This window comes from Paraburkholderia sp. SSBN10T (assembly GCF_056619545.1).
On record NZ_JBWQQI010000010.1, the window covers coordinates 184,454 to 208,901 of the forward strand.

At 64.3% G+C, this 24,448-nt stretch carries 17 protein-coding genes; 10 read left to right on the forward strand and 7 right to left on the reverse strand.

The features are described from left to right. The first annotated feature begins 109 nt into the window (after window positions 1-109). The 5 genes from AC1ECK_RS17730 (at window position 110) to AC1ECK_RS17750 (ending at window position 8,640) form a co-directional block, all read left to right on the forward strand. Window positions 110-2,041 carry an ATP-binding cassette domain-containing protein gene (locus tag AC1ECK_RS17730; RefSeq protein ID WP_480321261.1) on the forward strand — a complete coding sequence of 644 codons (1,932 nt, stop codon included), beginning with the start codon at window positions 110-112 and terminating at the stop codon, window positions 2,039-2,041. 290 nt (window positions 2,042-2,331) lie between these two features. After that, entirely contained in the window at window positions 2,332-4,317 is a 1,986-nt protein-coding gene (locus AC1ECK_RS17735; RefSeq protein ID WP_480321262.1) for a DNA topoisomerase IV subunit B, read from the forward strand. Window positions 4,318-4,379: 62 nt separating this feature from the next. Continuing rightward, entirely contained in the window at window positions 4,380-6,698 is a 2,319-nt protein-coding gene (gene parC, locus AC1ECK_RS17740; protein ID WP_480321263.1) for a DNA topoisomerase IV subunit A, read from the forward strand. 286 nt (window positions 6,699-6,984) lie between these two features. Continuing rightward, the gene (locus tag AC1ECK_RS17745) at window positions 6,985-7,443 is read left to right on the forward strand and encodes a CopD family protein (protein ID WP_480321264.1); all 459 of its coding nucleotides are present in this window, start codon (window positions 6,985-6,987) and stop codon (window positions 7,441-7,443) included. A gap of 168 nt (window positions 7,444-7,611) precedes the next feature. Continuing rightward, window positions 7,612-8,640, forward strand: coding sequence for a histone deacetylase family protein (locus AC1ECK_RS17750; protein ID WP_480321265.1), 1,029 nt, complete (start codon window positions 7,612-7,614; stop codon window positions 8,638-8,640). A 105-nt stretch (window positions 8,641-8,745) separates the two neighbouring features. On the opposite strand, the gene AC1ECK_RS17755 is transcribed toward AC1ECK_RS17750, so the two are convergent. From AC1ECK_RS17755 to AC1ECK_RS17780, 6 genes are all read right to left on the reverse strand, one after another. Further along, window positions 8,746-9,966, reverse strand: coding sequence for a chromate transporter (locus AC1ECK_RS17755; protein WP_480321266.1), 1,221 nt, complete (start codon window positions 9,964-9,966; stop codon window positions 8,746-8,748). Between the two features lie 154 nt (window positions 9,967-10,120). Next, on the reverse strand, window positions 10,121-12,487 hold the full coding sequence (locus AC1ECK_RS17760) for a bifunctional diguanylate cyclase/phosphodiesterase (RefSeq protein WP_480321267.1): 2,367 nt from the start codon (window positions 12,485-12,487) through the stop codon (window positions 10,121-10,123). Between the two features lie 480 nt (window positions 12,488-12,967). Then, the gene (locus AC1ECK_RS17765) at window positions 12,968-13,852 is read right to left on the reverse strand and encodes a PhzF family phenazine biosynthesis protein (RefSeq protein ID WP_480321268.1); all 885 of its coding nucleotides are present in this window, start codon (window positions 13,850-13,852) and stop codon (window positions 12,968-12,970) included. Window positions 13,853-14,154: 302 nt separating this feature from the next. After that, window positions 14,155-14,619: a RidA family protein gene (locus tag AC1ECK_RS17770; RefSeq protein WP_480321269.1), complete on the reverse strand. Its 465-nt coding sequence runs from the start codon at window positions 14,617-14,619 to the stop codon at window positions 14,155-14,157. 41 nt (window positions 14,620-14,660) lie between these two features. Continuing rightward, window positions 14,661-15,857 (reverse strand): aminotransferase-like domain-containing protein, encoded by a 1,197-nt coding sequence (locus AC1ECK_RS17775; RefSeq protein WP_480321270.1) that lies wholly within the window; start codon window positions 15,855-15,857, stop codon window positions 14,661-14,663. A 131-nt stretch (window positions 15,858-15,988) separates the two neighbouring features. Further along, the gene (locus tag AC1ECK_RS17780) at window positions 15,989-16,696 is read right to left on the reverse strand and encodes a VOC family protein (protein WP_480321271.1); all 708 of its coding nucleotides are present in this window, start codon (window positions 16,694-16,696) and stop codon (window positions 15,989-15,991) included. Window positions 16,697-16,939: 243 nt separating this feature from the next. Here AC1ECK_RS17780 and AC1ECK_RS17785 point away from each other — a divergent pair, with 243 nt between their 5' ends. Both AC1ECK_RS17785 and htpG read left to right on the forward strand, forming a co-directional pair. After that, the gene (locus AC1ECK_RS17785) at window positions 16,940-18,394 is read left to right on the forward strand and encodes an aminotransferase-like domain-containing protein (RefSeq protein WP_480321272.1); all 1,455 of its coding nucleotides are present in this window, start codon (window positions 16,940-16,942) and stop codon (window positions 18,392-18,394) included. Window positions 18,395-18,527: 133 nt separating this feature from the next. After that, complete coding sequence (gene htpG / locus AC1ECK_RS17790; protein WP_480321273.1) at window positions 18,528-20,426, forward strand: molecular chaperone HtpG; 1,899 nt, start codon at window positions 18,528-18,530, stop codon at window positions 20,424-20,426. A 196-nt stretch (window positions 20,427-20,622) separates the two neighbouring features. On the opposite strand, the gene AC1ECK_RS17795 is transcribed toward htpG, so the two are convergent. Continuing rightward, on the reverse strand, window positions 20,623-20,886 hold the full coding sequence (locus AC1ECK_RS17795; protein WP_480321274.1) for a hypothetical protein: 264 nt from the start codon (window positions 20,884-20,886) through the stop codon (window positions 20,623-20,625). 253 nt (window positions 20,887-21,139) lie between these two features. Here AC1ECK_RS17795 and AC1ECK_RS17800 point away from each other — a divergent pair, with 253 nt between their 5' ends. The 3 genes from AC1ECK_RS17800 to AC1ECK_RS17810 all read left to right on the forward strand — a co-directional run bounded on the left by AC1ECK_RS17800 (window position 21,140) and on the right by AC1ECK_RS17810 (window position 24,258). Continuing rightward, on the forward strand, window positions 21,140-22,942 hold the full coding sequence (locus tag AC1ECK_RS17800) for a glycosyltransferase family 9 protein (protein ID WP_480321275.1): 1,803 nt from the start codon (window positions 21,140-21,142) through the stop codon (window positions 22,940-22,942). A gap of 132 nt (window positions 22,943-23,074) precedes the next feature. Next, entirely contained in the window at window positions 23,075-23,761 is a 687-nt protein-coding gene (locus tag AC1ECK_RS17805; RefSeq protein WP_480321276.1) for a chorismate--pyruvate lyase family protein, read from the forward strand. After that, window positions 23,758-24,258 (forward strand): DNA-deoxyinosine glycosylase, encoded by a 501-nt coding sequence (locus AC1ECK_RS17810; protein ID WP_480321277.1) that lies wholly within the window; start codon window positions 23,758-23,760, stop codon window positions 24,256-24,258. Before AC1ECK_RS17805 ends, AC1ECK_RS17810 begins: the two co-directional genes overlap by 4 nt. Window positions 24,259-24,448: the final 190 nt, after the last annotated feature.

Consider the following 24,448-nt stretch of genomic DNA (forward strand, 5'->3'; position numbering starts at 1 on the left):
CCGTTCGCAAGCCGGCCATCTGGCCTATCTCTTCCGGCACCCGGGCATCCGCCCGCGCGCCCGGTACAATGGGCGGTTCCTGCTCATTGCTGTCTTCTGCCAATTCTCCATGTCGCTTTACACCATTACCGGGGCGCAACTGGCGTTCGGTCACGTCGCGTTGCTCGATCACGCGGATTTCTCTCTCGAAGCGGGCGAGCGCGTCGGGTTGATCGGCCGCAACGGCGCGGGCAAGTCATCGCTGCTGAAGATCGTCGCCGATCTGAGCAAGCCGGACGACGGCCTCGTCACGCGCCAGCAAAACCTGACCACGATCTATGTGCCGCAAGAGCCGGAGTTCGATACGGACGACACGGTGTTCGAGGCGGTCGCCGCCGGCCTGACCCACGCCCGCGCGCTGCTGGACGAATATGACGTGGTCGCCAACCAGCTTGCCGACGAGCCGGAAGGTCCGCAGCACGATGAGCTGATGTCGCGCATGAACACGCTGCAATCGGCGCTGGACCACGCGGATGCCTGGAACTGGAGCACGCGCGTGGCCACCACGCTGCAGCAGATCGGGCTGAACGGCGAGGCGCGGGTCGGCTCGCTGTCGGGCGGCATGCAAAAGCGCGTCGCGCTGGCGCGGGCGCTGGTGGTGCAACCGGACGTCCTCTTGCTGGACGAGCCGACCAACCACCTCGACTTCGAAGGCATTCGCTGGCTCGAAGAACTGCTGGTCTCGCTGCGCGCCGGCCTGCTGTTCATTACCCACGATCGCGCGTTTCTCGACCGCGTGGCCACGCGCATCGTCGAACTGGATCGCGGCCGTCTGCTGTCGTATCCGGGCAATTTCAGCGCCTACCAGACCCGCAAGGCGCAGCAGCTTGAAATCGAGCAGGTGGAAGCGGCCAAGTTCGACAAGCTGCTTGCGCAGGAAGAAGTGTGGATCCGCAAGGGCGTGGAAGCGCGCCGCACGCGCAGCGTCGGCCGGATCGCGCGGCTCGTGCAGATGCGCGAAGAGCGCGCCGAGCGCCGCAACGTGCAAGGTAACGTCAAGCTGGACGTGGGGCAGGGCGAGAAGTCCGGCAAGATCGTCGCCGAACTGACCGATGTCACCAAGCGCTACGGTTCGCGCACCGTGGTGGACACCTTCACGGCCACGGTCATGCGCGGCGACAAGATCGGCTTCGTCGGCCCGAACGGCGCGGGTAAGACCACGCTGCTGAAGATGATTCTCGGCGAGTTGCCGCCGGACGAAGGCACGGTGCGCATCGGCACCAATCTGCAGGTTGCCTATTTCGACCAGATGCGCGCGCAACTCGATCTGGAGAAGAGTCTCGCGGATACGATCAGCCCGGGCAGCGAGTGGGTCGAGGTCAACGGCCAGAAAAAGCACGTGATGAGCTATCTCGGCGACTTCCTGTTCGCACCGGAGCGTGCGCGTTCGCCGGTCAAGTCGCTGTCGGGCGGCGAGCGCAACCGCCTGCTGCTGGCGCGTCTGTTCGCACGGCCGGCCAACGTGCTGGTGCTCGACGAACCGACCAACGACCTCGATATTCCCACGCTCGAACTGCTCGAAGAACTGCTCACGGAATACGACGGCACGGTGCTGCTGGTCAGCCACGATCGCGCGTTCCTGGATAACGTCGCCACCTCGGTGATCGCTTCGGAAGGGGCGGGCAAGTGGCGCGAGTATGTCGGCGGCTTTACTGACTGGCAGATCCAGCGCGACCGTTCGCAGCAGATGGCGCAGGACGCGCAGAAAGAATCCGCCAGGGACGCGGCCCCGAAGGATAGCGGGGCGGCCGCGGCGGGCCGTAGTACGCAGCGCACCGCCAAGCTGTCGTTCAAGGAGCAGCGCGAACTGGAGGCGCTGCCGGCGCAAATCGCCGCACTGGAAGCGGAGCAAAAGGCGCTTGGCGCGCAACTCGAAGACGGTTCGATCTTCGCGAAGGATGCCGCCCAAGGCACGCGGCTGACGGCTCGCTACGCGGAGATCGACGAAGAGCTGCTGGTGGCGATGGAGCGGTGGGAGGAGCTGGAGAGCCGGCGCAAGTGAAGGGTGGGCGCCGCTCCCGCCAAACGGCCAATCGGACATCCGGCAAATTGCTCCCCGTATCGAAATCAGTACAATACCTCGCGAACAGGCTTCCCCCGAGCGCTCGCGCCGACTGCGCCGCTGTGGCGCGGCGCTGGGAAGAAGCCAGCCAGAAAACAGTTTTGCCCGCCGTGCGGGCACCCCACCCACCCCGTTGTTTCGTTTCGCTTTTTTTGAAAACTCAACGCATTGTCCACGGACCTGTCCACAGGACCTGTGGACAACGATGAACCGACGGACCCGAGTCAACCATGTCTACGAAAAAGCCAAACGCCGCGTATAGCGAAGCGTCGATCAAGGTGTTGAAGGGCCTCGAGCCGGTCAAGCAACGACCCGGCATGTACACCCGCACCGAAAATCCGCTGCACATCATTCAGGAAGTCATCGACAACGCGTCGGACGAAGCCCTCGGCGGCTACGGCCGGCAGATTACGGTCACGCTGCACGCGGACCACTCGGTGTCGGTCGACGACGACGGCCGGGGCATCCCGTTCGGCGTGCACCCGGAAGAAGGCGTGCCGGTCGTCGAAATCGTCTTCACTCGCCTGCACGCAGGCGGCAAGTTCGACAAGGCCGCCGGCGGCGCGTACACGTTTTCGGGCGGTCTGCACGGCGTCGGCGTGTCGGTCACCAACGCTCTGTCTACGCGTCTGGACGTCACCGTGTGGCGCGACGGCAAGGTGGCCGAGCTGGGCTTTGCCGACGGCGATGTGGCGAGGCCGCTCGAAGTGCGCGCCGCCGCCAAAGGCGAGAAGAAGTCTGGCACGCGCGTCACCGCATGGGCCAACCCCAAGTACTTCGACTCACCGAACCTGCCGCTCGGCGAACTGCAGCGTCTGCTGCGTTCGAAAGCGGTGCTGTTGCCGGGCGTCGAAGTCACGCTGGTCAACGAGAAAACCGGCGAGCGTCAAAGCTGGAAGTACGAAGACGGTCTGCGCGGCTATCTGCTCGAAGGCATGAACGGCAGCGACCTGCTGATTCCGCTGTTCGAAGGCGAGCGCTACGCGGAAAACTCGCGTTCGAGCGAAGACACCTTCGCTGAAGGCGAGGGTGCGGCGTGGGTCGTGGCGTGGAGCGAGGAAGGTCCGCTCACGCGCGAGTCCTACGTCAACCTGATTCCGACACCGGCCGGCGGCACGCACGAATCCGGCCTGCGCGACGGTCTCTTTCAGGCGGTCAAGAGTTTCGTCGAACTGCACAACCTGCAGCCGAAGGGCGTGAAACTGCTTGCCGAAGACGTGTTCGCGCGCGTCTCCTTCGTGCTTTCGGCGAAGGTGCTCGATCCGCAGTTTCAAGGGCAGATCAAGGAGCGTCTGAATAGCCGTGACGCGGTGAAACTGGTGTCGTCGTTTGCGCGTCCAGCGCTCGAACTGTGGCTGAACCAGCACGTCGAGCACGGCAAGAAACTCGCGGATCTCGTCATCAAGCAGGCGCAAGCCCGTACGCGCGCCGGCCAGAAGGTCGAAAAGCGCAAGAGTTCGGGCGTGGCGGTGCTGCCGGGCAAGCTGACCGATTGCGAATCCACCGATATCGCCCGCAACGAACTGTTCCTCGTCGAGGGCGATTCAGCCGGCGGTTCGGCCAAGATGGGCCGCGACAAGGAATACCAGGCCATCCTGCCGCTGCGCGGCAAGGTGCTCAACACGTGGGAGACCGAGCGCGATCGCCTGTTCGCCAACAACGAAGTGCACGACATTTCGGTGGCAATCGGCGTCGATCCGCACAGCCCCGACGATCGCATCGACCTGTCCAACCTGCGCTACGGCAAGATCTGCATTCTCTCGGACGCGGACGTGGACGGTTCGCACATCCAGGTACTGTTGCTCACGCTGTTCTTCAAGCACTTCCCGCAACTGATCGAGCGGGGGCATGTGTGCGTGGCGCGTCCGCCGCTGTTCCGCGTCGATGCGCCGGCCCGCGGCAAGAAGCCTGCACAGAAGCTGTACGCGCTCGACGAAGGCGAACTGGAGGCGATCCTCGACAAGCTGCGCAAGGATGGGGTGCGCGAGACGCAGTGGTCGATCAGCCGCTTCAAGGGCCTCGGCGAAATGAGCGCCGAGCAGTTGTGGGACACCACCATGAACCCGGATACGCGGCGCCTGTCGCCGGTCGCGCTGGGTGAGCTCGATTACGACGCCACCGTCGCCCGCATGACGATGTTGATGGGCAAGGGCGAAGCGGCCTCGCGCCGCAGTTGGCTCGAAGAAAAGGGTAACGAAGTCGAAGCGGATATCTGAGCGGCGGTCGTTGGCCTGCTCGCGTAGCGATACTTCACGCCACATACGGATACGGAATCTAGATGGACGACAACACGCCTGATCTCTTTACCGAGGCGCCGCCGCCCGGCGACTCCCTGACGCTCGGCAACTACGCCGAACGCGCCTATCTCGACTACGCCGTGAGCGTCGTCAAGGGCCGCGCGCTGCCCGATGTCTGCGACGGCCAGAAGCCGGTGCAGCGGCGCATCCTGTTTGCCATGAACGACATGGGTCTCTCCGATAACGCGAAGCCGGTCAAGTCGGCGCGCGTGGTCGGCGACGTGCTGGGCAAGTATCACCCGCACGGCGACCAGTCGGCGTACGACGCGCTGGTGCGGCTCGCGCAAGACTTTTCGATGCGCTATCCGCTGATCGACGGCCAGGGCAATTTCGGTTCGCGCGACGGCGACGGCGCAGCGGCGATGCGCTACACGGAAGCGCGCCTGACGCCTATCGCCAAACTGCTGCTCGATGAGATCGACCAGGGTACGGTCGATTTCATGAAGAACTATGACGGCGAGTTCGACGAGCCGCGTCTGCTGCCCGCGCGTTTGCCGTTTGTGCTGCTGAACGGCGCATCCGGGATCGCCGTGGGTCTCGCGACCGAAATCCCGTCGCATAACCTGCGCGAAGTCGCAGCGGCTGCGGTCGCGATGATCCGCAACCCGAAACTGTCGCCCGCCGAATTGATGCAGCTCGTCCCGGGACCGGACTTCCCCGGCGGCGGCCAGATCATTTCGAGCGAAGCGGAAATCGCCGCGGCGTACGAGAGCGGTCGCGGCAGCCTGAAGGTGCGCGCGCGCTGGAAGATCGAAGACCTCGCCCGCGGCCAATGGCAACTGGTGATTACCGAGCTGCCGCCGAACACGGCCGCGCAGAAGGTGCTCGAGGAAATCGAAGAGCAGACCAATCCGAAGATCAAACTCGGCAAGAAGGCGCTCACGCCCGAGCAACTGCAGACCAAGCAGACGATGCTCGCGCTGCTCGATGCCGTGCGCGACGAATCGGGCAAGGACGCGCCGGTGCGTCTGGTGTTCGAGCCGAAGTCGAGCCGCATCGACCAGACCGAGTTCGTCAACACCTTGCTCGCGCATACGAGCCTCGAATCGAACGCCTCGTTGAATCTGGTGATGGTGGGCGCCGACGGCCGGCCGCGTCAGAAGGGCGTCTCCGAAATCCTGCAGGAGTGGATAGGCTTCCGCTTCGCCACCGTCACGCGCCGCACGCGCTACCGCCTCTCGAAGGTCGACGACCGGATTCACATCCTCGAAGGCCGGATGATCGTCTTTTTGAATATCGACGAAGTCATCCGCATCATTCGCGAGTCGGACGAGCCGAAGGCCGCGCTGATCGCCGCGTTCGGCCTGTCGGATCGCCAGGCCGAGGACATCCTTGAAATCCGTCTGCGTCAGTTGGCGCGGCTGGAAAAGATCAAGATCGAGAAGGAACTGGCCGAGTTGCGCGACGAGAAGGCCAAGCTCGAAGAGCTGCTCGGCAGCGAATCGGCGATGAAGCGCCTGCTCATCAAGGAAATCGAAGCCGACGCGAAGCAATACGGCGACGAGCGCCGCACGCTGATCCAGCAGGAAAAGCGCGCAACCTTCGAAGCGCGCGTGGTCGACGAACCGGTGACGGTCGTGATGTCGCAAAAGGGCTGGGTGCGGGCGCTGAAGGGCCACGGGCTCGATCCGGCCGGCTTCACCTTCAAGGCCGGCGACGCGCTCTACGCGGCGTTCCAGTGCCGCACGCCCGATACGCTGATTGCGTGGGGCAGCAACGGGCGCGTCTATTCGGTTGCGGTGGCGCTGCTGCCGGGCGGCCGCGGCGACGGCGTGCCGGTCACCTCGCTGATCGAACTCGAGTCGGGCAGCCATCTGATGCACTACTACGCAGCTCCGGCGGATCAGGCGTTGCTGCTGGCATCGAGCAACGGCTTCGGCTTTATCGCCAAGGTGGGCGATATGGTGAGCCGCGTGAAGGCCGGCAAGTCCTTCATGACGATCGACGAGGGCGCCGCGCCGCTCGTACCGATGCCGATGCTGCCCGATGCGACCCATGTTGCCTGCCTGTCGGGCGGCGGCCGTTTGCTGGTGTTTGGCCTGGACGAGATGAAGACGCTCTCGGGCGGCGGCCGTGGCGTCACGCTGATGGCGCTCGACGAGAAGGAAGCGTTGACCCAGGCGCTGGCGATCGGCAAGGCCGGCGTCGTGCTGATCGGCACTGGCCGTGGCGGCAAAGCGTATGAGGAAACGCTGGGCGGCGCGGCACTCACGCCGCATATCGGCAAGCGTGCCCGCAAGGGCCGCGCGCCGGACACGAAGCTGAAGGTAGCGGGCATGCGGCCGGTATTGTCCGCGTGACGTGACGAAGTAACCAGCAGTAGCGCGTGCGCCGTCCTTCAACCACAGGCGGCGCACGCGGCGAGCAAGCAACATTCGGGGATCGGCGCAGCACACAGCGCGCCGGCACAACAAATAAAACGATGGCGAGCGCGATGAACCGCGGAACTGCGTGCACGGCGCGCGGTCGAATGCGGTCAATAGCCGCGTCCGGCAAGGCGGCGGGCCTGCTCAGCAGGCCTGTTCTTTTACCAGCCCATGCTCCAGGGCAACAAGCGGCACGCCATCATCGAGAGAGGAAAACAACATGACCCAAGCCGTCGAACTCGCGCTCTTTTTGCATCTGCTCGCTGTAGCCGTGTGGGTGGGCGGGATGGTCTTCGCGCATTTTTGCCTGCGCCCGGCGCTGGCCGATTTGTCGCCGCAACTGCGCTTGCCGCTGTGGGAATCGGTGTTCGGGCGTTTCTTCAACTGGGTCGCCGCTTCGGTAATCGTCATTCTGCTGACCGGTGGTTTCCTGCTGACACGCTTCGGCGGCGCGCATGCTTCGTGGCAACTGCATGCGATGGCTGGCCTCGGTATCGTCATGATGCTGATCTTCGGGCATATCCGCTTCGCGGTGTTTCCGCGTATCCGTCGCGCCGTCCAGGCGCAGAACTGGCCGGACGGCGCTCGTGCGGTCGGCACCGTGCGGCGTCTGGTGGTCGTCAATCTGGTGTTGGGTGTGGTGACGATCGGCGTGGCCGTGCTGTCGGGCGGGGTTTAAGTCCGGCTGGCCGGCCCTACGATCCGCTCCGCCAGCGAGTACCGCTGCATGCTTCCGGCGCGCGCAGGGGCGGGCAACCGGGGGCGCAGTGGTTCGCCAAGGCCGGATATGGGCTAACCTATGTCCTGACGATGGTCCAGGCCCAGGCCGCAACCACAAGGATCGACCATGCAAACTTTCTTCCATCCCGAGCAACTGCTGCATCATCCGCACAGCTACCTGTCGCGTGGTCAGATGCGTCCGGCCCAGGAAGTACCGGAACGAGCCGCGCGCCTCGTCGCCGCAGTGAAGTCGCTCGACTTCGACATCCGCGAACCGGCCGATTCCGGCATGGCGGCCATCGCCGCCGTTCACGACATGAACTACCTGCGTTTCCTCGAAGAAGCGTACGCCGAGTGGAAGCAGATGCCCGACGACTGGGGCGACGAGGTCATGTCGAATATCTACGTGCGCGAGCCGAACCCTTTGCGCGGCATTCTCGCCAAGGCCGCCCGGTATCTCGCCGACGGCAGTTGCCCGGTTGGCGAGTCCACCTGGCGTGCGGCCTACTGGTCGGCGCAAAGCGCGTTTGCCGCGGCGGCTGCGGTCAACGGCGGCGCACGCGAGACGTACGCGCTGTGCCGTCCGCCCGGCCACCACGCGCGCGCCGCTGCGGCGGGCGGTTTCTGCTATCTGAACAACGCCGCCATCGCAGCCCAGGCGCTGCGCAAGCAATACGGGCGCGTCGCGATTCTCGATACCGATATGCATCACGGGCAAGGCGTACAGGAAATCTTCTACGGACGCGACGATGTGCTGTACGTGTCGATTCACGGCGATCCGACCAATTTCTACCCGGTCGTGGCCGGCTACGAGGACGAACGTGGCGTTGGGGCCGGGGATGGCTTTAACGTCAACCTGCCGATGCCGCATGGATCGTCCGAGCGCGTGTTCTTCGAGCGGTTGGACGACGCGTTGCGCGTGCTCAAGCGGTTCGAGCCGCACGCGTTGGTGCTGGCGCTCGGTTTCGATATCTACAAGGACGATCCGCAAGCGCGCGTGGCCGTGACGACCGAAGGTTTCGGCCGGTTAGGCGCAGCGATCGGCGCGCTGGACCTGCCTTCGGTGATCGTGCAGGAGGGTGGCTATCATCTCGAGAGCCTCGAGGCGAATGCCCGCTCGTTCTTCGGAGGGTTTACCGCGGCGCGCTCGCGTTGAGCGACGCGACGCAGGCGGTGTAGGGCAGAGACGCAAGGGGGCTGCTCGGCGCGGGCCGCGCCGCTCTCGGTGCTTCAGGAGGCATCGCCTACCTTCAGGCACCGCCTACCCCATCGCCGCATAGGCGAGCCATAGCCCGCATACGCAGGCAACCGTACCGTAGACGACATAGACGGGCACCTTCAGCTTCGCAAAGCACATCCCCGAGAACACAGCGGTCACCAGGTACTGCGGTTGCAGCGGCACACGCTGCGCGATCCGCAGCACGGCGATCGCGAGAAACGCCGTGGTCACCGCCCGCAGAATCCGCATGCCTTGTTCGAAGCGCGGGTTGGCTTTCAACTGATGCAGATTGCGTTGCGCGAGGACGACCAGACACCCCGACGGCACGAACAGCGCGAGCGTGGCGATCAATGCGCCGGGCCAGCCGTCGACGAGGTAGCCGAAGAACGGCACCACGTTCAGCAGCGGCCCAGGCGACAGCGGTGAGAGCGAGAATGCCAGCGTGAAATCGTTATCGGACACGCCGATGCCGGGCGTGACGAACAGCGCTTTCAACACCGGCAGCGCCGAAAAGCCGCCGCCGAACAGCGTCATGCCCGCACCCGCGAGACGCGGCCACAGCAGCGCCAGTTCGTAGCGATGCGGCAACGGTAACGGTAACGGAAGCGCGAACAACGCCAGCAGCACGCACAGGGCCGCTGCCAGTTGCAGGTCGCGGCGCGCCACCGACACCTTGATCCGCACCTTGTGCGCGGGACTATTGAACCAGCCCACCGCAAACGCCACCGCCAGCATCGCAACATAAGCGGCCGGACTGCGCGCATAGGCGAGCGTGGCACAGCCGAGCAGCGCTGCGATCCATTCCAGCTTGCCGCGCACGAGCGCGCGGGTCTGCTTGTACCAGGTGACCGCGATCAGCATGCCTAGCACGACGCTGAAATGATTGAGCAGGGTCTGCGACGCGACGGCCCGCACGAAGGGCGTGCGGTAGAAGATCGCGAACAGTGTCATCAACGTGAAGAACGGCAGCACGCTGGCGATGCCCGCCACCCACGCGCCGGCGCGTCCGCGTAACGCATGGCCCACCTGCACGGCGACGTTGCAGCCCACGGGGCCTGGCACCATCCACGCCAGTGCGATCAGATCGGAGAAGGCGACGCGCGACAAGCGGCCTTCGCGTTCGACGTAATGATTCTCTAGTTGCGCCATCAGCGCGAGTCCACCCCATGACAGCGCCGACAGGCCGCACACGACCCGGAACAGCGTCCACAACGGTTCTCGTTCGCCTCGCCTGATGGCGTCCTGACTGGTGATCATGTACATAACGGTCTGCACGCCGGGCCCACCGGACTTGCTGATTGATTGCGGCCGTATTGTTATGTCGTGCGCCTTGCATGGCCGGAACGGCGCGCGATGTTTCAGTACTCTTGAATATATTCGTTGCGCATGGGCGCACGCTCGGACCGGTGCGCTCAGCTCAGGCGGATTGTCCGCTGGTGCTCGAAGTTGCGCTAGTGCTATCTGCAGAGGGTTCCCGGACGGTGCGCCGTTCAGGCATTCCGCATACGCCGAAGCGCTCGAGCAGCGCAGGAATTGCGTCGACCGGAACCGGGCGCGAAAACAGGAAGCCTTGCGCTTCGATATGACCGAGCGCCGCGAGCCAGGCGATCTGTTCCTCGGTCTCGGTGCCTTCGACCACCACGGTGAGCCCGAGCGAGCGGGCCAGGTTGACGATGGCCGTCACCATCACGCAGACGCTGCGGTCGCCGGGGATCGCTTGCACGAACGAGCGGTCCACCTTCAGCGTATCGACCGAGAAGCGGTTCAGATACGACAGCGACGAGTAGCCCGTGCCGAAGTCGTCCAGCGCGATGCGCACGCCGAGACGCTTCAACGCGAAGATTTTCTCGGAGACGAGTTCGGGGTACTCCATCATCGCGGTCTCGGTAATCTCGAGTTCGAGGCGGCGCGCCGAGATGCCGGTTTCCTCGATGGCATGCGAAATGGTTTCGTACAGGTCGCCGCGCCAGAACTGCACGGCCGAGATGTTCACCGCCAGCGACAACGTGTCGTAGCCCTGCTGTTGCCATTGCGCCAACTGGCGGCAGGCGGTCTCGATCACGAAGTCGCCGATCGGTACGATCAGGCCGGTCGATTCGGCCACCGGGATAAATTCATTGGCCGGAATCAGCCCATGCTGAGGATGGTTCCAGCGCACCAGTGCTTCGAAGCCGGTGATGCAGCGGCGGGTCAGGTCGATCTTCGGCTGGTAGGCGAGGAACAGTTGACCTTCCGCGAGCGCCACGCGCAGTTGCTGCTCCCACTTCATCAGATGGTCCGCACGGTGCGAGAGCTGCGGCGAGTAGAACTGATAGCAGTTCTTGCCGGCGTCTTTCGCGCTGTACATGGCGAGATCGGCTTTTTTCAGCAGGTCGATTTCGCTTTCGTTCGGCACGGAATAGAGCGCGATACCGATGCTCGCATGCAGCACGAATGCGCTGCCGCGCACTTCGAACGGCTTGGCGAAGACCTCGGCCGCGGCTTCCGCGAGATCGACAGCGCGCTTCTCGACCTCGTCGCCCTTGATGACCACCACGAACTCGTCGCCGCCGATGCGGCTCAGATCGCCGCCGTCGCCGATCGCGTCAGCCAGGCGCGAGGCGGTCATCTGCAGCACGATATCGCCGGCATTGTGGCCGAGCGTGTCGTTGACGGTCTTGAAGTTGTCGAGGTCGATAAAGAGGATCGCGAGCCGGCTCAGGTTGGCCGGATTGGCGACGTCGTGGCGCAGGCTCTGGAGTGTCGCATAGCGGTTGCGCAGGCCGGTCAGCAGGTCGTATTCGACCAGATGCGTCATCTCGCGCTCGCGGCCCAGCAACTTGCCGATCAGCCCGGTGGCGACCGCGAAGAAGCTGAGCATGGCCAGCGAGATGAAGCCCGCCATCAGCAGATAGACGTTGCGCGTGTGATTGTAGTCGGCGAACTCCTCGGCTTGCGAGAGGCCAACCAGCACGCCGAGCGGATAGCCGTCGATATGCCGGTAAGAGAAGATGCGCGTGACGTTGTCGATCGAATCGACATAGGTGCCCGAGACGTGCTCGGAGCTCGGGTACGAACCGCTGGCGGAGAATTTACTGGAGGCGTCGGCGTTGCCGGTGCGCCGCGCGAGCACCGTGCCGCTGTCCGAGATCACCGCAATCACGCCGTCGCGGCCGATCGCCGCATTGTTGTAGAAGTCGCTGGTGAAGTAGCTGGGATCTTCCGAGACCACCACGACGCCGGCGAACGAGCCGTCCGCGTGGTTGAGACGGCGCGTCATCTGCAGCGTCCACTGACCCGATACGCGGCCGAGCACCGGCTTGCTGATATACAACTGGTCGTCGTTCTCGTGCTCGTGGACCTTGAAGTGCTCGCGATCGGACAGGTCGATCTGCTTGGGATTTTGCTCGGCGGTGCTCGATACCAGCAGGCCGCGTTCGTCGATGATCGAAACCTGCACCAGGGTGTCGCTCTGCACGACGCCTTTCTCGACCGTGCTGGCGAGATCGAAATGACTGGGGGTCTTCTCGAATTCGTACTTCACGAAACGCGTGATCTGGTCGACCTGATGGATGGCCTTGACCGTATGCTGTTCGAGCGCCGCGGAGAGGATTGCAGCAGAGGCCATCGCCTCGCGCGTGGTCGCGTCTTTCTCGACCGACAGGCGCGCGAAGATCACCGCCCATAGCAGGATCAGCACGAGCACGCCGAGCGCGGGAATCGCAAGCAGCGCACGACGACGCGGCGCAACCGCATCCTGGCGGTGCCGTGCATCGCGCGTCGCAAAGAAGCGGGACTGACTCATCGGGTGGACCACGCCCGTGTGCCGCTCCGCAGCGGCTTCGTGTACATCGACTGCGCTGGTTTCGAGATTGGCTGCATGGTGAGCGAGGTGCCGAGACTGCTGCGCAGGAGGAAAGAGCGTGGCGTCTTGCCAGACCGCCTATGGGTCAACGGATACCGTTCGATATTACTGAATGCCAATGGATTAAGGAAGGGGCCATGCTGCGGGTATACGCTCGCCCTGTCAGGCATGCGGGCCGCATGCTCTGCCGTTGTGCAGCCGCCGTGGCGCAACGCACGCCGGGCGGGCATTTTCGAGGAGTTCGTCGAGCCGTAACCTGTTCCTGTGCCCAAGCGTTGCCGGCCATTCTTACATCGGTGCGACATCGAGTTGTCCTGACAAGGCGTTTTGTGGACAAGCTTGGCCCAGGTGGGCAAGCGCCGCGAGCGTGTTTTTTGCATGCAATCTGCGCGGCGTGGTGCGATGCCCGACGCGGCCCGACTAGGGCAGCGTGAAGGTCCCGTCGACGACGGTGACCGCGGGACCGCCGATCCACGTCTTGCCCGCCGGGTCGTCGTAGCGCACGAACACCTGGCCCGCGCGGCCGAGCACAGTGCCTTGGCGTGCGGTGTAAGAGAGGCCAGGGCGCCGCTGCTGCGCGCTCAACAATCCCGCGATTGCCGCGTTCGCGCTGCCGGTCACGGGGTCTTCGCCGAAGCCGAGGCTGCCACCCATCATCAGGCAGCGTACTTCAAAAGTGGCCGGGCCGTCGGCGTCGTGCGGACCGTAGAGTGCGATGCCATCCATGCCGGCCGCTTTGACGACGCGCGTGAGTGCTGCTGCATCCGGCTCGATGGCGAGGCAGGCGGCGGCCGAATTCAGGCGCACCACCAGCCAGGGCACCCCGTTGTCGGTTGCGCAGGGCGGGGCGCTGAAATCGACGGCGTCGCTGCGCAACGCTTGCGCAAGTGTTGCGTACAAATCTGCCGGCAAGGGGGTGACGCGCGCGGGCGGCGCGGCGAAGGCCCATGCGCCGCCTTCTTGTGCGTTCAGTTCAACGAGGCCGGCGCCGCATTGCTGGAGCAGTTTGCCCGGCACTTTCGGCTGATAGCCGCTGTCGAGCAATGCATGCGCCGTGCCCAGCGTGGGATGACCGGCGAACGGCAGTTCCCGTTGGATAGTGAAGATGCGCACGCGATAGTCCGCGGCCGGCTCGGTCGGTCTGAGGAGGAAGGTGGTCTCCGACAGATTGGTCCAGTGGGCGATGGCCTGCATCTGGGCGTCGTCGAGATCGTCGGCGTCGAACACGACTGCCAGCGGATTGCCTTTGAATGGCACCGCAGTGAAGACGTCGACTTGTTTGAAGCGGACAGTGCGAGCGGGCATGGGAATCATTAGCAATTGAGTGGCGCGACGCGCCGATTCTACTGTGGGATTGGGGTTCCGGCCACCGGCATGCAGTAATTTTTTGTGTGGTTTTTGAGTATTTTTATTGGACTGATTGACTAAAAGCGCAATAACAATATTCGAAAAAGGCCTATTGCCGAAAAGTAGTGGTGGCCGTGGGCCGGTGAGGCGTGAGTACCAAACAAAACGCGCCGTGGGTGGCTGAGCACCGCACGACGCGTGGCAGGTAGCGAGGCCGCCGACACCGCCTGTGAAACGGGCGGCGCCGGCAAGCGGCAGGCTTATTCGACTTCGGCAATCATCTCGATCTCGACGCAGGCGCCCAGCGGAATCTGCGCCACACCGAAGGCCGAGCGCGCGTGCTTGCCGCGCTCGCCGAACACGTCGGCGATCAGTTCCGACGCGCCGTTGGTGACCAGATGCTGCTCGGTGAAATCGAGCGTCGAATTGACGAGGCTCATCACTTTGACGATCCGCTTGACGCGGTTCAGGTCGCCCACATGCGCGTGCAGCGTGGCCAGCAGGTCGATGGCGATCGAGCGTGCGGCGGCCTTGCCTTCCTCGGTGGAGAGCGTGGCGCCGAGCTTGCCGGCCCACACCTTGCCGTCCTTCTTGGCGATGTGGCCTGACAGGTAAACCGTGTTGCCGCTCTGGGCGCTCATCACATAGGCCGCTGCGGGTGCGCCGGCGGTGGGCAGTTCGATGCCCAGTTCCTTCAGCTTGTCGTACACATTTGCTTGAGACATGGCGTGTCCTGGTAAGTAAGGGAGAGTAAGGGCAGGCGGACTCAGACGCGTGCGCGGATCAGCGCCGCGAGGCGGGCCACACCTTCGTCGATCTTGGCAGGCGGCACCGTGACGAACGACAGGCGCAGCGTGTTGGCCTGCGCCTTATCAGCATAGAACGGACCACCCGGCACGAAGGCGACATTCTGCGCGACCGCTTCTTCGAGCAGCTTCATGCTGTCGATCTGTCCGGGCAGATTCACCCATATGAACATGCCGCCTTCCGGGCGGTTCCAGCTTACGCCTTCCGGCATGTAGCGTTCGAGTGCGGCCAGCATGGCTGCGCACTGGTCGCGGTAGAGCGCGCGGATGGTCGGCACGTGCGTGTCGAGGAAGCCGTCTTTCACGACTTCGTGGACGATGCGCTGCGTGAAGCTCGGCGTGTGCAGGTCGGTGGCCTGCTTGGCCTGGACCAGTTTGAAGTGCAGTTCTTCGGGGGCGATGATGTAGCCGATGCGCAGGCCCGGGGCGAGCACCTTCGAGAACGAGCCGAGGTGCACGATATGGTCGCGCGCCATCGACAGCATGGTCGGCAGCGGTTCGCCCGCGTAGTCGAGTGCGCCGTACGGATCGTCTTCGATGATCGGGAACGGCGCGCTCTTCGCCATCTCGGCGAGTGCGCGGCGGCGCTCGAGCAGCAAGCGGCGGCCGGTCGGATTCTGGAAGTTCGGTTGGGCGTACAGCAGGCGCGCGCCGGCCGTCAGTTCGGGGGTGAGCGCCGCGGGGATCAGCCCGTTGTCGTCCGTGGCCACCTGGACGTAGCGCGGCTCGTACATTGAAAACGATTGCAGCGCGCCCAGGTAGGTGGGGGTTTCGACCAGCACGGGGCTGTCCGGGCAGATCAGCACTTTGCCGAGCAGATCGAGCGCCTGCTGCGAGCCCGTGGTGACGAGCACCTGCGAGGCGCGGATCTGCGCGCCGTTCACCGAATAGCGCGCGGCAATCCATTCGCGCAGCGGCAGATAGCCTTCGGTCGCGCTGTATTGCAGCGCCGCGGCGGGCGAATCGCGCAGGATCCGGTCGGATGCTTCGCGCATGCGCTCGGCGGGGAAGGTGGCCGGGGACGGCAGGCCGCCCGCAAACGAAATGACTTCCGGCCGCTCGGTGACCTTCAGGATTTCGCGAATCGCCGAGCTGGTGAGCTTGCGTGCGCGTTCGGAAAGTTGCCACGTGGGGGCTTGAAGGTCGCTTTGGTCCATGGATTCCTCGTCAGGTGTTGCTGGATCGGATTCGTCAAAAACTTCAATTATCGCGCGAGTCGCCTGGCTACGCGCGCTTCTTAAGGCGAGATGCGCCCCGGTTGGCTGCGCCGGGTGGGGCGCTCGTGCAACTATTTCAGGATGCGTAGGCCCGCCGGGGTCTCGATTTCGGCGACCAGTGCGGGTTCAGCGGCAGCATTTTCAGCCTCCTGCTGCGCGGACACGGCGATCAGGTGCGCTGCGCCGAGCCAGCCCAGGTGGGCTTCGACGGCTTCGGCCTGGGGGTGCACCGCCTTGAGCGACTTCAGCGCCATGCCGGTTTCCGGCAGCACCGCCGACGGGTGCTGCGCCGTGTCCCACTGGATCAGCGTCGGCACAATGCCGTCGCCGGCGCTCTGCCAGCTCGGGAAGGCGCCGTCGTCCGGCACCGCAAGACCCCAGCGGAACGCGCCGCGGCTCATCGGCACGACCGGCGGAATGCGCTGCGGATACTGGGTTTGCCAGCGGACCAGATTCCGCGGCCGCTCCACTCGTACCACCCAATGCGACAGGTACGGGCCATTTGCCAGCCGCGCGTGGGTCGCTGGCGCGTCGAGCGCGAACAGGCGCGGGCGTGCCGCGGTGTCGCTGGCCGGCGTCTCGGCCTGCGGATCGATGGCAATCACCTCCAGATACACGCCGCCCCACAGGTTCAGCAGGCGGTTGTGGGTGCGCATCAGCGCATGCGCACCGCCGCCGGCCGGCGCCACGCCGAGCGTATCGGCGACGTACTGGGTGCCCTCGTCGAGCGTGCGGGCGGAGATCACAAGGTGGTCGAGTTGAAGCGTGTGAGCAGTCATGGCGGTGAACAAGGACGAATTCTGCGGTGCGGCCGGCAGACCTGCGGCAGGGCCGACGGCTGTGCCGGGGCCGTAAGCATAACCGTTTGCCGGCGAGGTCTGGTGTTTGGCGTCGTGCTGCGGCCGGGCGCGACGCGCACCAGCCGGTTTCCCTGCCACCGCTTCAATACGAATGTAGCGCCCTCGACCTGCACAGTAACGGTACAATCGGCGAGATAGTGTTCGGTACAGTTGGAGCCCATCATGTCCGCCGCGCTCGACCAGATTCCCGCCCCGCATGACGCCTCGTCGCTGACGCTCGTCGACCAGCTTGTCCAGTGGGCGCGCCGTCGCATCGAGGAACGCGTGTTCCGCGCCGGCATGCGCATGCCGTCCATCCGCAAGCTGGCGCTCGACAAGGGCGTGTCGCGCTTCACGGTGGTGGAGGCCTACGAGCGGCTCGTCGCACAAGGCTATCTGGATTCGCGGCGCGGCTCCGGTTTCTACGTGCGCGAGCGGCTGGCCGCGCCGATGCCCGGCGAGCGCCGTCAGAATGCCGAGGCCGCGCCGGTCTCGAGCACGATCGACGTGGTCTGGCTGCTGCGCAACATGCTGCAGACCTCGACCCGCCCGGAACGCGGTCCCGGCCTCGGCTACCTGCCGAGCCGCTGGCTCGACGGCGAACTGATTGCCGGCGCGCTGCGCACCCTGGGCCGGCAAAGCGGGGCGCAGATGCTCGGGTTCGGCACGCCGCAAGGCTTCCTGCCGCTGCGCCAGCAGTTGCAGACCCGGCTCGAGGAACTGGAAATCGGCGCGTCGCCGGATCAGATCGTGCTGGCCTCGGGCATCACCCAGGCGATCGACCTGATCTCGCGCATCTTCGTGCAGGCCGGCGACACCGTGATCGTCGGCGACCCGGCCTGGTTCCAGATGTTCGGCCGCTTCGCTTCGCAGGGTGCGCGCCTCGTCGGCGTGCCGTACACGCCCGATGGCCCGGATCTGGACGCGCTCGAAACGCTGGTGCAGACGTGGCGGCCGAAAATGCTGGTGATCAACTCGGTGCTGCAGAACCCGACCGGCACCTCGCTGACCGCGGCGCAGGCGTTTCGCATCCTGCGGCTCGCCGAAGCATACGATTTCATCGTCGTCGAAGACGATATCTACGGCGATCTCTGCCCGCCCGGCTATCCGGCCACCCGCCTCGCGAGCCTCGACCAGTTGAAGCGCGTGATCTACCTCGGCAGCTTTTCGAAGACGCTGGCGGCCAACCTGCGGGTCGGTTTCATCGCCTGTGCGCCGGAAGTGGCGAAGGCCGTCACGGACCAGAAGATGCTGGTCGGCATGACGAGCCCCGAGCTGAACGAGCGCGTGCTGTACAAGATCCTCACCGAAGGCCACTACCGGCGCCACGTCGAGCTGCTGCGCGCGCGTCTGGACGGGGTGCGCGACAAGGCCGCGCGGATGCTGGAGAAGACCGGCCTGAAGCTGTTCCAGCCCCCCGGCGCGGGTATGTTCCTGTGGGCCGATACGGGCGTCGATTCGGACGTGCTTGCCGCCGCCGGTCACGAAGCGGGCTTTCTGCTGACGCCGGGCAGCCTGTTTTCGCCGCAGCAGTCGCCTTCGAGCTGGACCCGCTTTAACGTCGCCAATTGCGGCGACCCGGCGCTGCCGGCGTTCCTGTCACGCTATCTCGACGGAGTCGCGCGGCGCGCCTCTTGAAATCGCGCCGATAGTACCCAATTAGGCCCCCGATCCGCTTCGTAAGCCGCGCCGCCTGTGACTGACTGGTTCAGCGCGCCGCCGCTCACGCCCGACCCGAATCAACCGCAACATACAGAGAGGAAGTCTGACCATGGCACAAGAAACCATGAGCTTTCAGGCAGAAGTGAAACAGCTTCTGCAACTGATGATCCATTCGCTGTACAGCAACAAGGAAATTTTCCTGCGTGAGCTGATCTCGAACGCCTCGGATGCCGCCGACAAGCTGCGCTTCGAAGCGATCGAAAACAACGCGCTCTACGAAAACGACCCGAACCTGCGGATTCGCGTGTCGTACGACAAGGCCGCCCGCACCGTCACGATCGAGGACAACGGTATCGGCATGAGCCGCGACGAGGTGATTTCGCACCTCGGCACGATCGCGCGCTCGGGCACCAAGGAATTCTTCGGCAAGCTCTCCGGCGACCAGCAGAAGGACGCCGCGCTGATCGGCCAGTTCGGCGTGGGCTTCTATTCGGGCTTTATCGTTGCCGACAAGATCACGGTCGAATCGCGCCGTGCCGGTCTCACCGCGGCCGAGGGCGTGCGCTGGGAAAGCGCCGGCGAGGGCGATTTCGCGGTGGAGACGATCGAGCGTGCGCAACGCGGCACGACCATCACGCTGCATCTGCGCGCCGACGAGGACGAACTGCTGTCGTCGCACCGCCTGAAGTCGATCATCCAGAAGTACTCGGACCACGTCGCGCTGCCCATCCTGATGAAGAAGGAAGAATGGGACGCGGAAAAGAGCGAGATGGTCACGCGGGACGAGGACGAGACCGTCAACCAGGCGAGCGCGCTGTGGACCCGCTCGAAGAACGACATCAGCGACGAGCAATACAAGCAGTTTTACCAGCACCTGTCGCACGACCATCAGGATCCGCTGACCTGGACGCATAACCGCGTCGAAGGCCGCAGCGAATACACGCAACTGCTGTACGTGCCGAGCGCGGCGCCGTTCGACATGTGGAACCGCGATCATCGCGGCGGGCTGAAGCTCTATGTGAAGCGTGTCTTCATCATGGACGACGCCGAGCAACTGCTGCCTGCGTATCTGCGTTTCGTGAAGGGCGTGGTCGATTCGAGCGATTTGCCGCTGAACGTATCGCGCGAAATCCTCCAGGAAAGCCGCGACGTGAAGGCGATACGCGAAGGCGTGACCAAGCGTTCGCTCTCGATGCTCGAAGACCTGGCGAATGCCGAGAACGATGCCGACAAGGAAAAGTACGCGACCTTCTGGAAGGAATTCGGCCAGGCGCTGAAAGAGGGCGTCGGCGAAGACTTCGCCAACAAGGAGCGGATCGCCAAGCTGATCCGTTTTGCCTCGACGCACAACGAGTCGCCGGAACAGAATGTTTCGCTGGCGGATTACGTCGCGCGCATGAAGCCCGAGCAGACCAAGATCTACTACGTCACGGCCGACACCTTCCAGGCAGCGACCCATAGCCCGCACCTCGAAGTGTTCCGCAAGAAGGGCGTGGAAGTGCTGCTGCTGACGGATCGCGTCGACGAATGGATGCTGTCGTTCCTGAACGAATTCGACGGCAAGCCGCTGCAAAGCGTCGCGCGTGGCGATCTCGATCTGGGCGCCTTGAACGATGAGGAAAAGCAGGCGCAGGAAAAGGTCAGTGAAGAGCTGAAGCCGCTCGTCGAGAAGATGAAGGAAGCGCTGAAGGACAAGGCGAAGGACGTGCGCCTGACGTTCCGTCTGACCGATTCGCCGTCCTGCCTCGTGGCCGATGACGGCGAGATGAGCGGCTACCTGCAGCGCATGCTGAAGGCAGCAGGCCAGCAGGCGCCGTCGTTCCATCCGATTCTCGAAGTGAATCCGGAGCACGCGCTGGTGAAGGGGCTGCATGCGGAGACCGCGAATTTCGACGATTGGTGCCATCTGCTGTTCGACCAGGCACTGCTCGCGGAAGGTGGTGCGCTGGAAGATCCGGCGAGCTTCGTCAAGCGGACTAATGCGTTGCTGCTGGCTCGCGCGGGTTGAGCTGGAGACGCTGGAGCATCAGGCGTCACTTGAGTTATTGGTTTGAATAGCATTGAAGAATGCGCTGCTTCGGCAGCGCATTTTTTTTGCCCGCTGCGGCGGTGCTTTGGGCTGCGCTGTGCGGTCCGAAGCACCTCGGTTCGCCCGTGCCGTGAAGCGCGGCACGGGGCACAACCGTCGCTTACGCGCGACCTGGTTAGCGGGACGGCGCCGGTTGGTGCTGACGAACTTGCGTGAGCACAGACCCCGCCAGTTCTTTCGCTTCCTCACACGCACCGCGGTGGGCTAGCACTTTGCCCGCCAGACTGCCTATTGCAGCGCTGGTGTGCTTCGATGTGTGGTGCTGCGCCAGCGCAGAACCTGCCAGTTCCTTTTCGAGATGGTGGGCGTCGGGTCGTTTCAGCACCAGTGCGGCCAGATGCGCGATGCGATCAGAGGTTTCTTTTCCGTTCCTGTTCAATTTCGTTTCCTTTGCGATTTTTCTGAATGAAGCTTAAAGAGGTGGGTCGCGTTCGGCCGAACGGAAAATAATTTTGGTTTGCTAACTAAAAATTATCAACACGTTTATTTCGAGATTTGAATAAGAGATAAGGTTGCGCCATTTCGTCGTATTCTGCGGCGCTCCGGCTGCGGATGCCCGATCGATCTTGCAGTGGATTCGATTCCTGAGGGCGGCGAGCGGCGGTCTCATCGTCACTTCCCGATTTATTTTCATGTCCGAAACAAATGCTGCCACGCCGGCCGATCCGGTGCATTTCGTGTGGTCCACGCTGTGCGAGCACGGCGTCGACGCCGCACAGGAGCGCGCGGTCGCGCTGGTGCAAGACGGCATGCCGGCGCAGATTCACGCCGACCTGTGCGCGAGCGCCGGGCACTTCGAGCAGGCGTATCACAGTGCCTCGCTCGGGGCCGGCGAAAGCATGAGCGGTGGCCGCTATGCGCGCCTCGCGCTGTTTGCGGACGCGCTGGGCCGGCAGGAGGTCGCGAAGCACCACAGCGAGCTGGCCGTGGCGGCTCAACCTGTCGAGGCATCGATCGAATGGATTCTCTGGCTGATCGACCGTTTCCAGGCGCATTCCGCTGCCGCGCATATGCTGCGTGCCTACAGCCGCGTAGCGCCTGACGATGCGCGCGCACCCTGGTGGCTGGCGCTCGCACTCTCGTCGTTGCCCGGGCCTGCAGCGAACGCCGAGCGGCGCGAAGCGCTCGCGCGAGCCTATGCTCTCGATCCGGCGCTTCATCCCGCGTTGCCTCTGCATCTCGTGTTGGCGTACCGGGAGATACGCGATTGGGACACGGTCGAGCGCATCTGCCGCGAGGTTCTCGCCAGGAATCCGGCCGATACCGAAATAGCCTGGCAACTGAGCCACGCGCAATGGCAACGCAACGACGCGGCGGGCGCCGAGGCGACGATGCGCGCGGTCGATGCGGCCGCGCCCGGCAATGCTGCGGTGCTTGCCGCCGTTGCCCAGTACCTCGCCGAGCAGGCACGGTACGGCGAGAGTGAGGCGATGCTGCATGCTTCGCTTGCGCTCGATCCGAATGCCGCGCTCCCGGCGCTCGACCTTGCCGATCTGGAATTGCGCCGTGGCGACTGGTCGGCGGGATGGCCGCGTTGCGAAGCGCGGCTCAAGCGCGACGACCGCGAAGCGAACAACGTGGTTGCCGTGCTGGCGAAGTTGTGTCCGCGCTGGCGTGGCGAGCCGCTGGCCGGTAAGACGCTGGTCGTGCACAGCGAGCAGGGCAACGGCGACGATATTCAGATGGTGCGGTTCGTGCCGGAACTGGCCGCGCGTGTCCACGACGAGGGCGGTCGGCTGGTGCTCGCGGTGCGTAGTGCGCTGCAGCCGCTGTTCGCGCGCTTTTACGCCGATTGCGTGTCGATAGAGGACGGGCTGCTCGGCAAGCCCGACTTCGGCTTGCCGATGATGAGCTTGCCGCTTACGCTCGGCTTGCAGCCTCAGCAGGTGCGTGGGGCGGTTTATCTGCAGGCGGATCCGCGGCGTGTCGCGCAATGGCAAACCAGGCTGAAAGCGGTCGACGCGCGGCCGGGCTTGCTGCACGCCGGCCTGGTCTGGTGCGGCAGCCCGACGCACCGGCGCGATGCCAAACGCTCGATCCCGCTTGCAGAGCTGGCGCCGCTCGTTGCGCTGCCTGGCGTGGTGTTTCATTCGTTGACGCCGGGCCGGAGCGCCGATGTCGCGGCCATGTCGGCGCAGGGGTATCGCGTGCATGACCTGACCGGGTGCTATGAGGCCGGTTTCGACGATGTGGCCGCGTATGTCGCCGCACTGGATGCCGTCGTGACCATCGATAGTGCGCCGCTCCATCTCGGTGGCGCGTTGGGCGCTCCGGTGCTGGCGATGCTCGATCACGTCTCGCACTGGTGCTGGGGCAACGAGGAAATGCAGACTTGGTATGACTCCGTCGAGCTTTACCGGCAACCGGAGCCGGGTGCATGGGCGCCGCTGGTCGAGCGGGTGGCGGCACGCCTGTATGCGATGGCACGGCGGTGAGCGGGGAATCAGACTTGTCTGAACGCAGCGATTGGGTGGATGCGCGTTAGCCTGGAAGCGAGGTGCTGGGGAACCTTGTAAGCTGTTCGCCGCGACGCGTATCCCTACACTGCGCCGTTATAATCCGACACCATGGCTATCTGTTTCAATGCCGCTGACGCCCACTGGCGCGTCGCGCCCTTACCCGGTTTCAGCCGGGACCAGAAAGACTGGCTCACCCGCGGTGGCTCGCTCACCGCGCATCTGCGCACGCTTGGCGCGGTTGCGGTACGCGTCACGCGCGAAACCGTCGCGGTGCCGTGGGCCGACGAGCATGCGGCGCTCGGCGTCGAGCGCCGTGCGCCGGTGTGGGTGCGGGAGGTGGTGTTGTCGGTGAACGGCACGCCGTTCGTTGCGGCACATAGCATCGCGCCGCTGGCGGCGAGCATGGGCGTCTGGCAGGCGATGCGACGGCTGCGCACGCGGCCGCTGGCCGAATTGCTCTACAGCGATAGCAGCGTGGCGCGCTCGGCGCTAGTGAGCCGCCGGCTTACGGCGCGTCATCCTCTGTATCGGCTGGCCGCGCGGGAAATTGGCGAGGCGCATCCGCAAGCGCTGGTGGCCCGGCGTTCGGTGTTCGAGCGTCATGGTGCGCCGTTGATGGTTACGGAGTGCATGTTGCCTGCGCTGTGGGCGCATCTTGTATCTGGTGCGCCTCAGTTGTCCGGTGGGCAGGGGTTGCCGCGTATTCATGTGCGTGAGCATGGCCGGTCGCTCGAGCATACGGCGTCGCGTGCGCATCCTGCGCCGCGTGAGATGCGTAAAGAGAGCTCGACGTGACGCAGAAGCGCTGCTTTCCTCCGGTGGTCGACGCCAATACGAGGGTTCTGGTGCTGGGCAGCTTGCCGGGTGAAGTTTCGCTCGCTCAATCGCAGTACTACGCGCATAAGCAGAACAAGTTTTGGGCCCTTGTTGGGGATGTGATTGGGCGGGATCTGGTGGCGATGGATTATTCGTCTCGACTCGATACGCTGCTCGAACATCGCATTGGGTTGTGGGATGTCGTGGCGGAAGCGCAGCGCATAGGCAGTCTAGACAGTGGCATCCGCAATCACACCAGTAACGATCTGGTCGCACTTGTCGAAACCCTGCCGAATTTAGTCGCCGTAGCATTCAATGGCGGAACTGCGGCGAAGATCGGAATGCGAGCACTGAGCGAGCAGGCGAATCGATACCGGTTTATCCAATTGCCGTCGAGCAGTCCGGCGTATGCGGCAGTTTCCTATCAAGAGAAACTGGTCGAATGGTGTCGATTGCGAGAGTATTTGGCAGTGTGATTCAACGTTCTGCTATCGCTGGTCGCATACCCGAAAGAGGGTGGGCGGTTTCCCGTCGTTGTCGGCTGTAAGCGGCCCTATGCGAACCTTCGCATTTATTGGAATGCGACGGCAGCTTCCGAGGTGCAACGGACAATGCTTTTCGCTCCCGGTCAAGCTTGTCACCTGTGAGCGTTGGCCAGTTGCCGTT

What these genes read in the sequence shown, in the direction of transcription:
- htpG (WP_480321273.1), top strand. Translation starts at nt 18,528, where the DNA reads ATGGCACAAGAAACCATGAGCTTTCAGGCAGAAGTGAAACAGCTTCTG.
- AC1ECK_RS17760 (WP_480321267.1), bottom strand. Translation starts at nt 12,487, where the DNA reads ATGAGTCAGTCCCGCTTCTTTGCGACGCGCGATGCACGGCACCGCCAG.
- AC1ECK_RS17750 (WP_480321265.1), top strand. Translation starts at nt 7,612, where the DNA reads ATGCAAACTTTCTTCCATCCCGAGCAACTGCTGCATCATCCGCACAGC.
- AC1ECK_RS17755 (WP_480321266.1), bottom strand. Translation starts at nt 9,966, where the DNA reads ATGTACATGATCACCAGTCAGGACGCCATCAGGCGAGGCGAACGAGAA.
- AC1ECK_RS17735 (WP_480321262.1), top strand. Translation starts at nt 2,332, where the DNA reads ATGTCTACGAAAAAGCCAAACGCCGCGTATAGCGAAGCGTCGATCAAG.
- parC (WP_480321263.1), top strand. Translation starts at nt 4,380, where the DNA reads ATGGACGACAACACGCCTGATCTCTTTACCGAGGCGCCGCCGCCCGGC.
- AC1ECK_RS17775 (WP_480321270.1), bottom strand. Translation starts at nt 15,857, where the DNA reads ATGGACCAAAGCGACCTTCAAGCCCCCACGTGGCAACTTTCCGAACGC.
- AC1ECK_RS17800 (WP_480321275.1), top strand. Translation starts at nt 21,140, where the DNA reads ATGTCCGAAACAAATGCTGCCACGCCGGCCGATCCGGTGCATTTCGTG.
- AC1ECK_RS17770 (WP_480321269.1), bottom strand. Translation starts at nt 14,619, where the DNA reads ATGTCTCAAGCAAATGTGTACGACAAGCTGAAGGAACTGGGCATCGAA.
- AC1ECK_RS17785 (WP_480321272.1), top strand. Translation starts at nt 16,940, where the DNA reads ATGTCCGCCGCGCTCGACCAGATTCCCGCCCCGCATGACGCCTCGTCG.
- AC1ECK_RS17780 (WP_480321271.1), bottom strand. Translation starts at nt 16,696, where the DNA reads ATGACTGCTCACACGCTTCAACTCGACCACCTTGTGATCTCCGCCCGC.
- AC1ECK_RS17730 (WP_480321261.1), top strand. Translation starts at nt 110, where the DNA reads ATGTCGCTTTACACCATTACCGGGGCGCAACTGGCGTTCGGTCACGTC.
- AC1ECK_RS17765 (WP_480321268.1), bottom strand. Translation starts at nt 13,852, where the DNA reads ATGCCCGCTCGCACTGTCCGCTTCAAACAAGTCGACGTCTTCACTGCG.
- AC1ECK_RS17805 (WP_480321276.1), top strand. Translation starts at nt 23,075, where the DNA reads ATGGCTATCTGTTTCAATGCCGCTGACGCCCACTGGCGCGTCGCGCCC.
- AC1ECK_RS17745 (WP_480321264.1), top strand. Translation starts at nt 6,985, where the DNA reads ATGACCCAAGCCGTCGAACTCGCGCTCTTTTTGCATCTGCTCGCTGTA.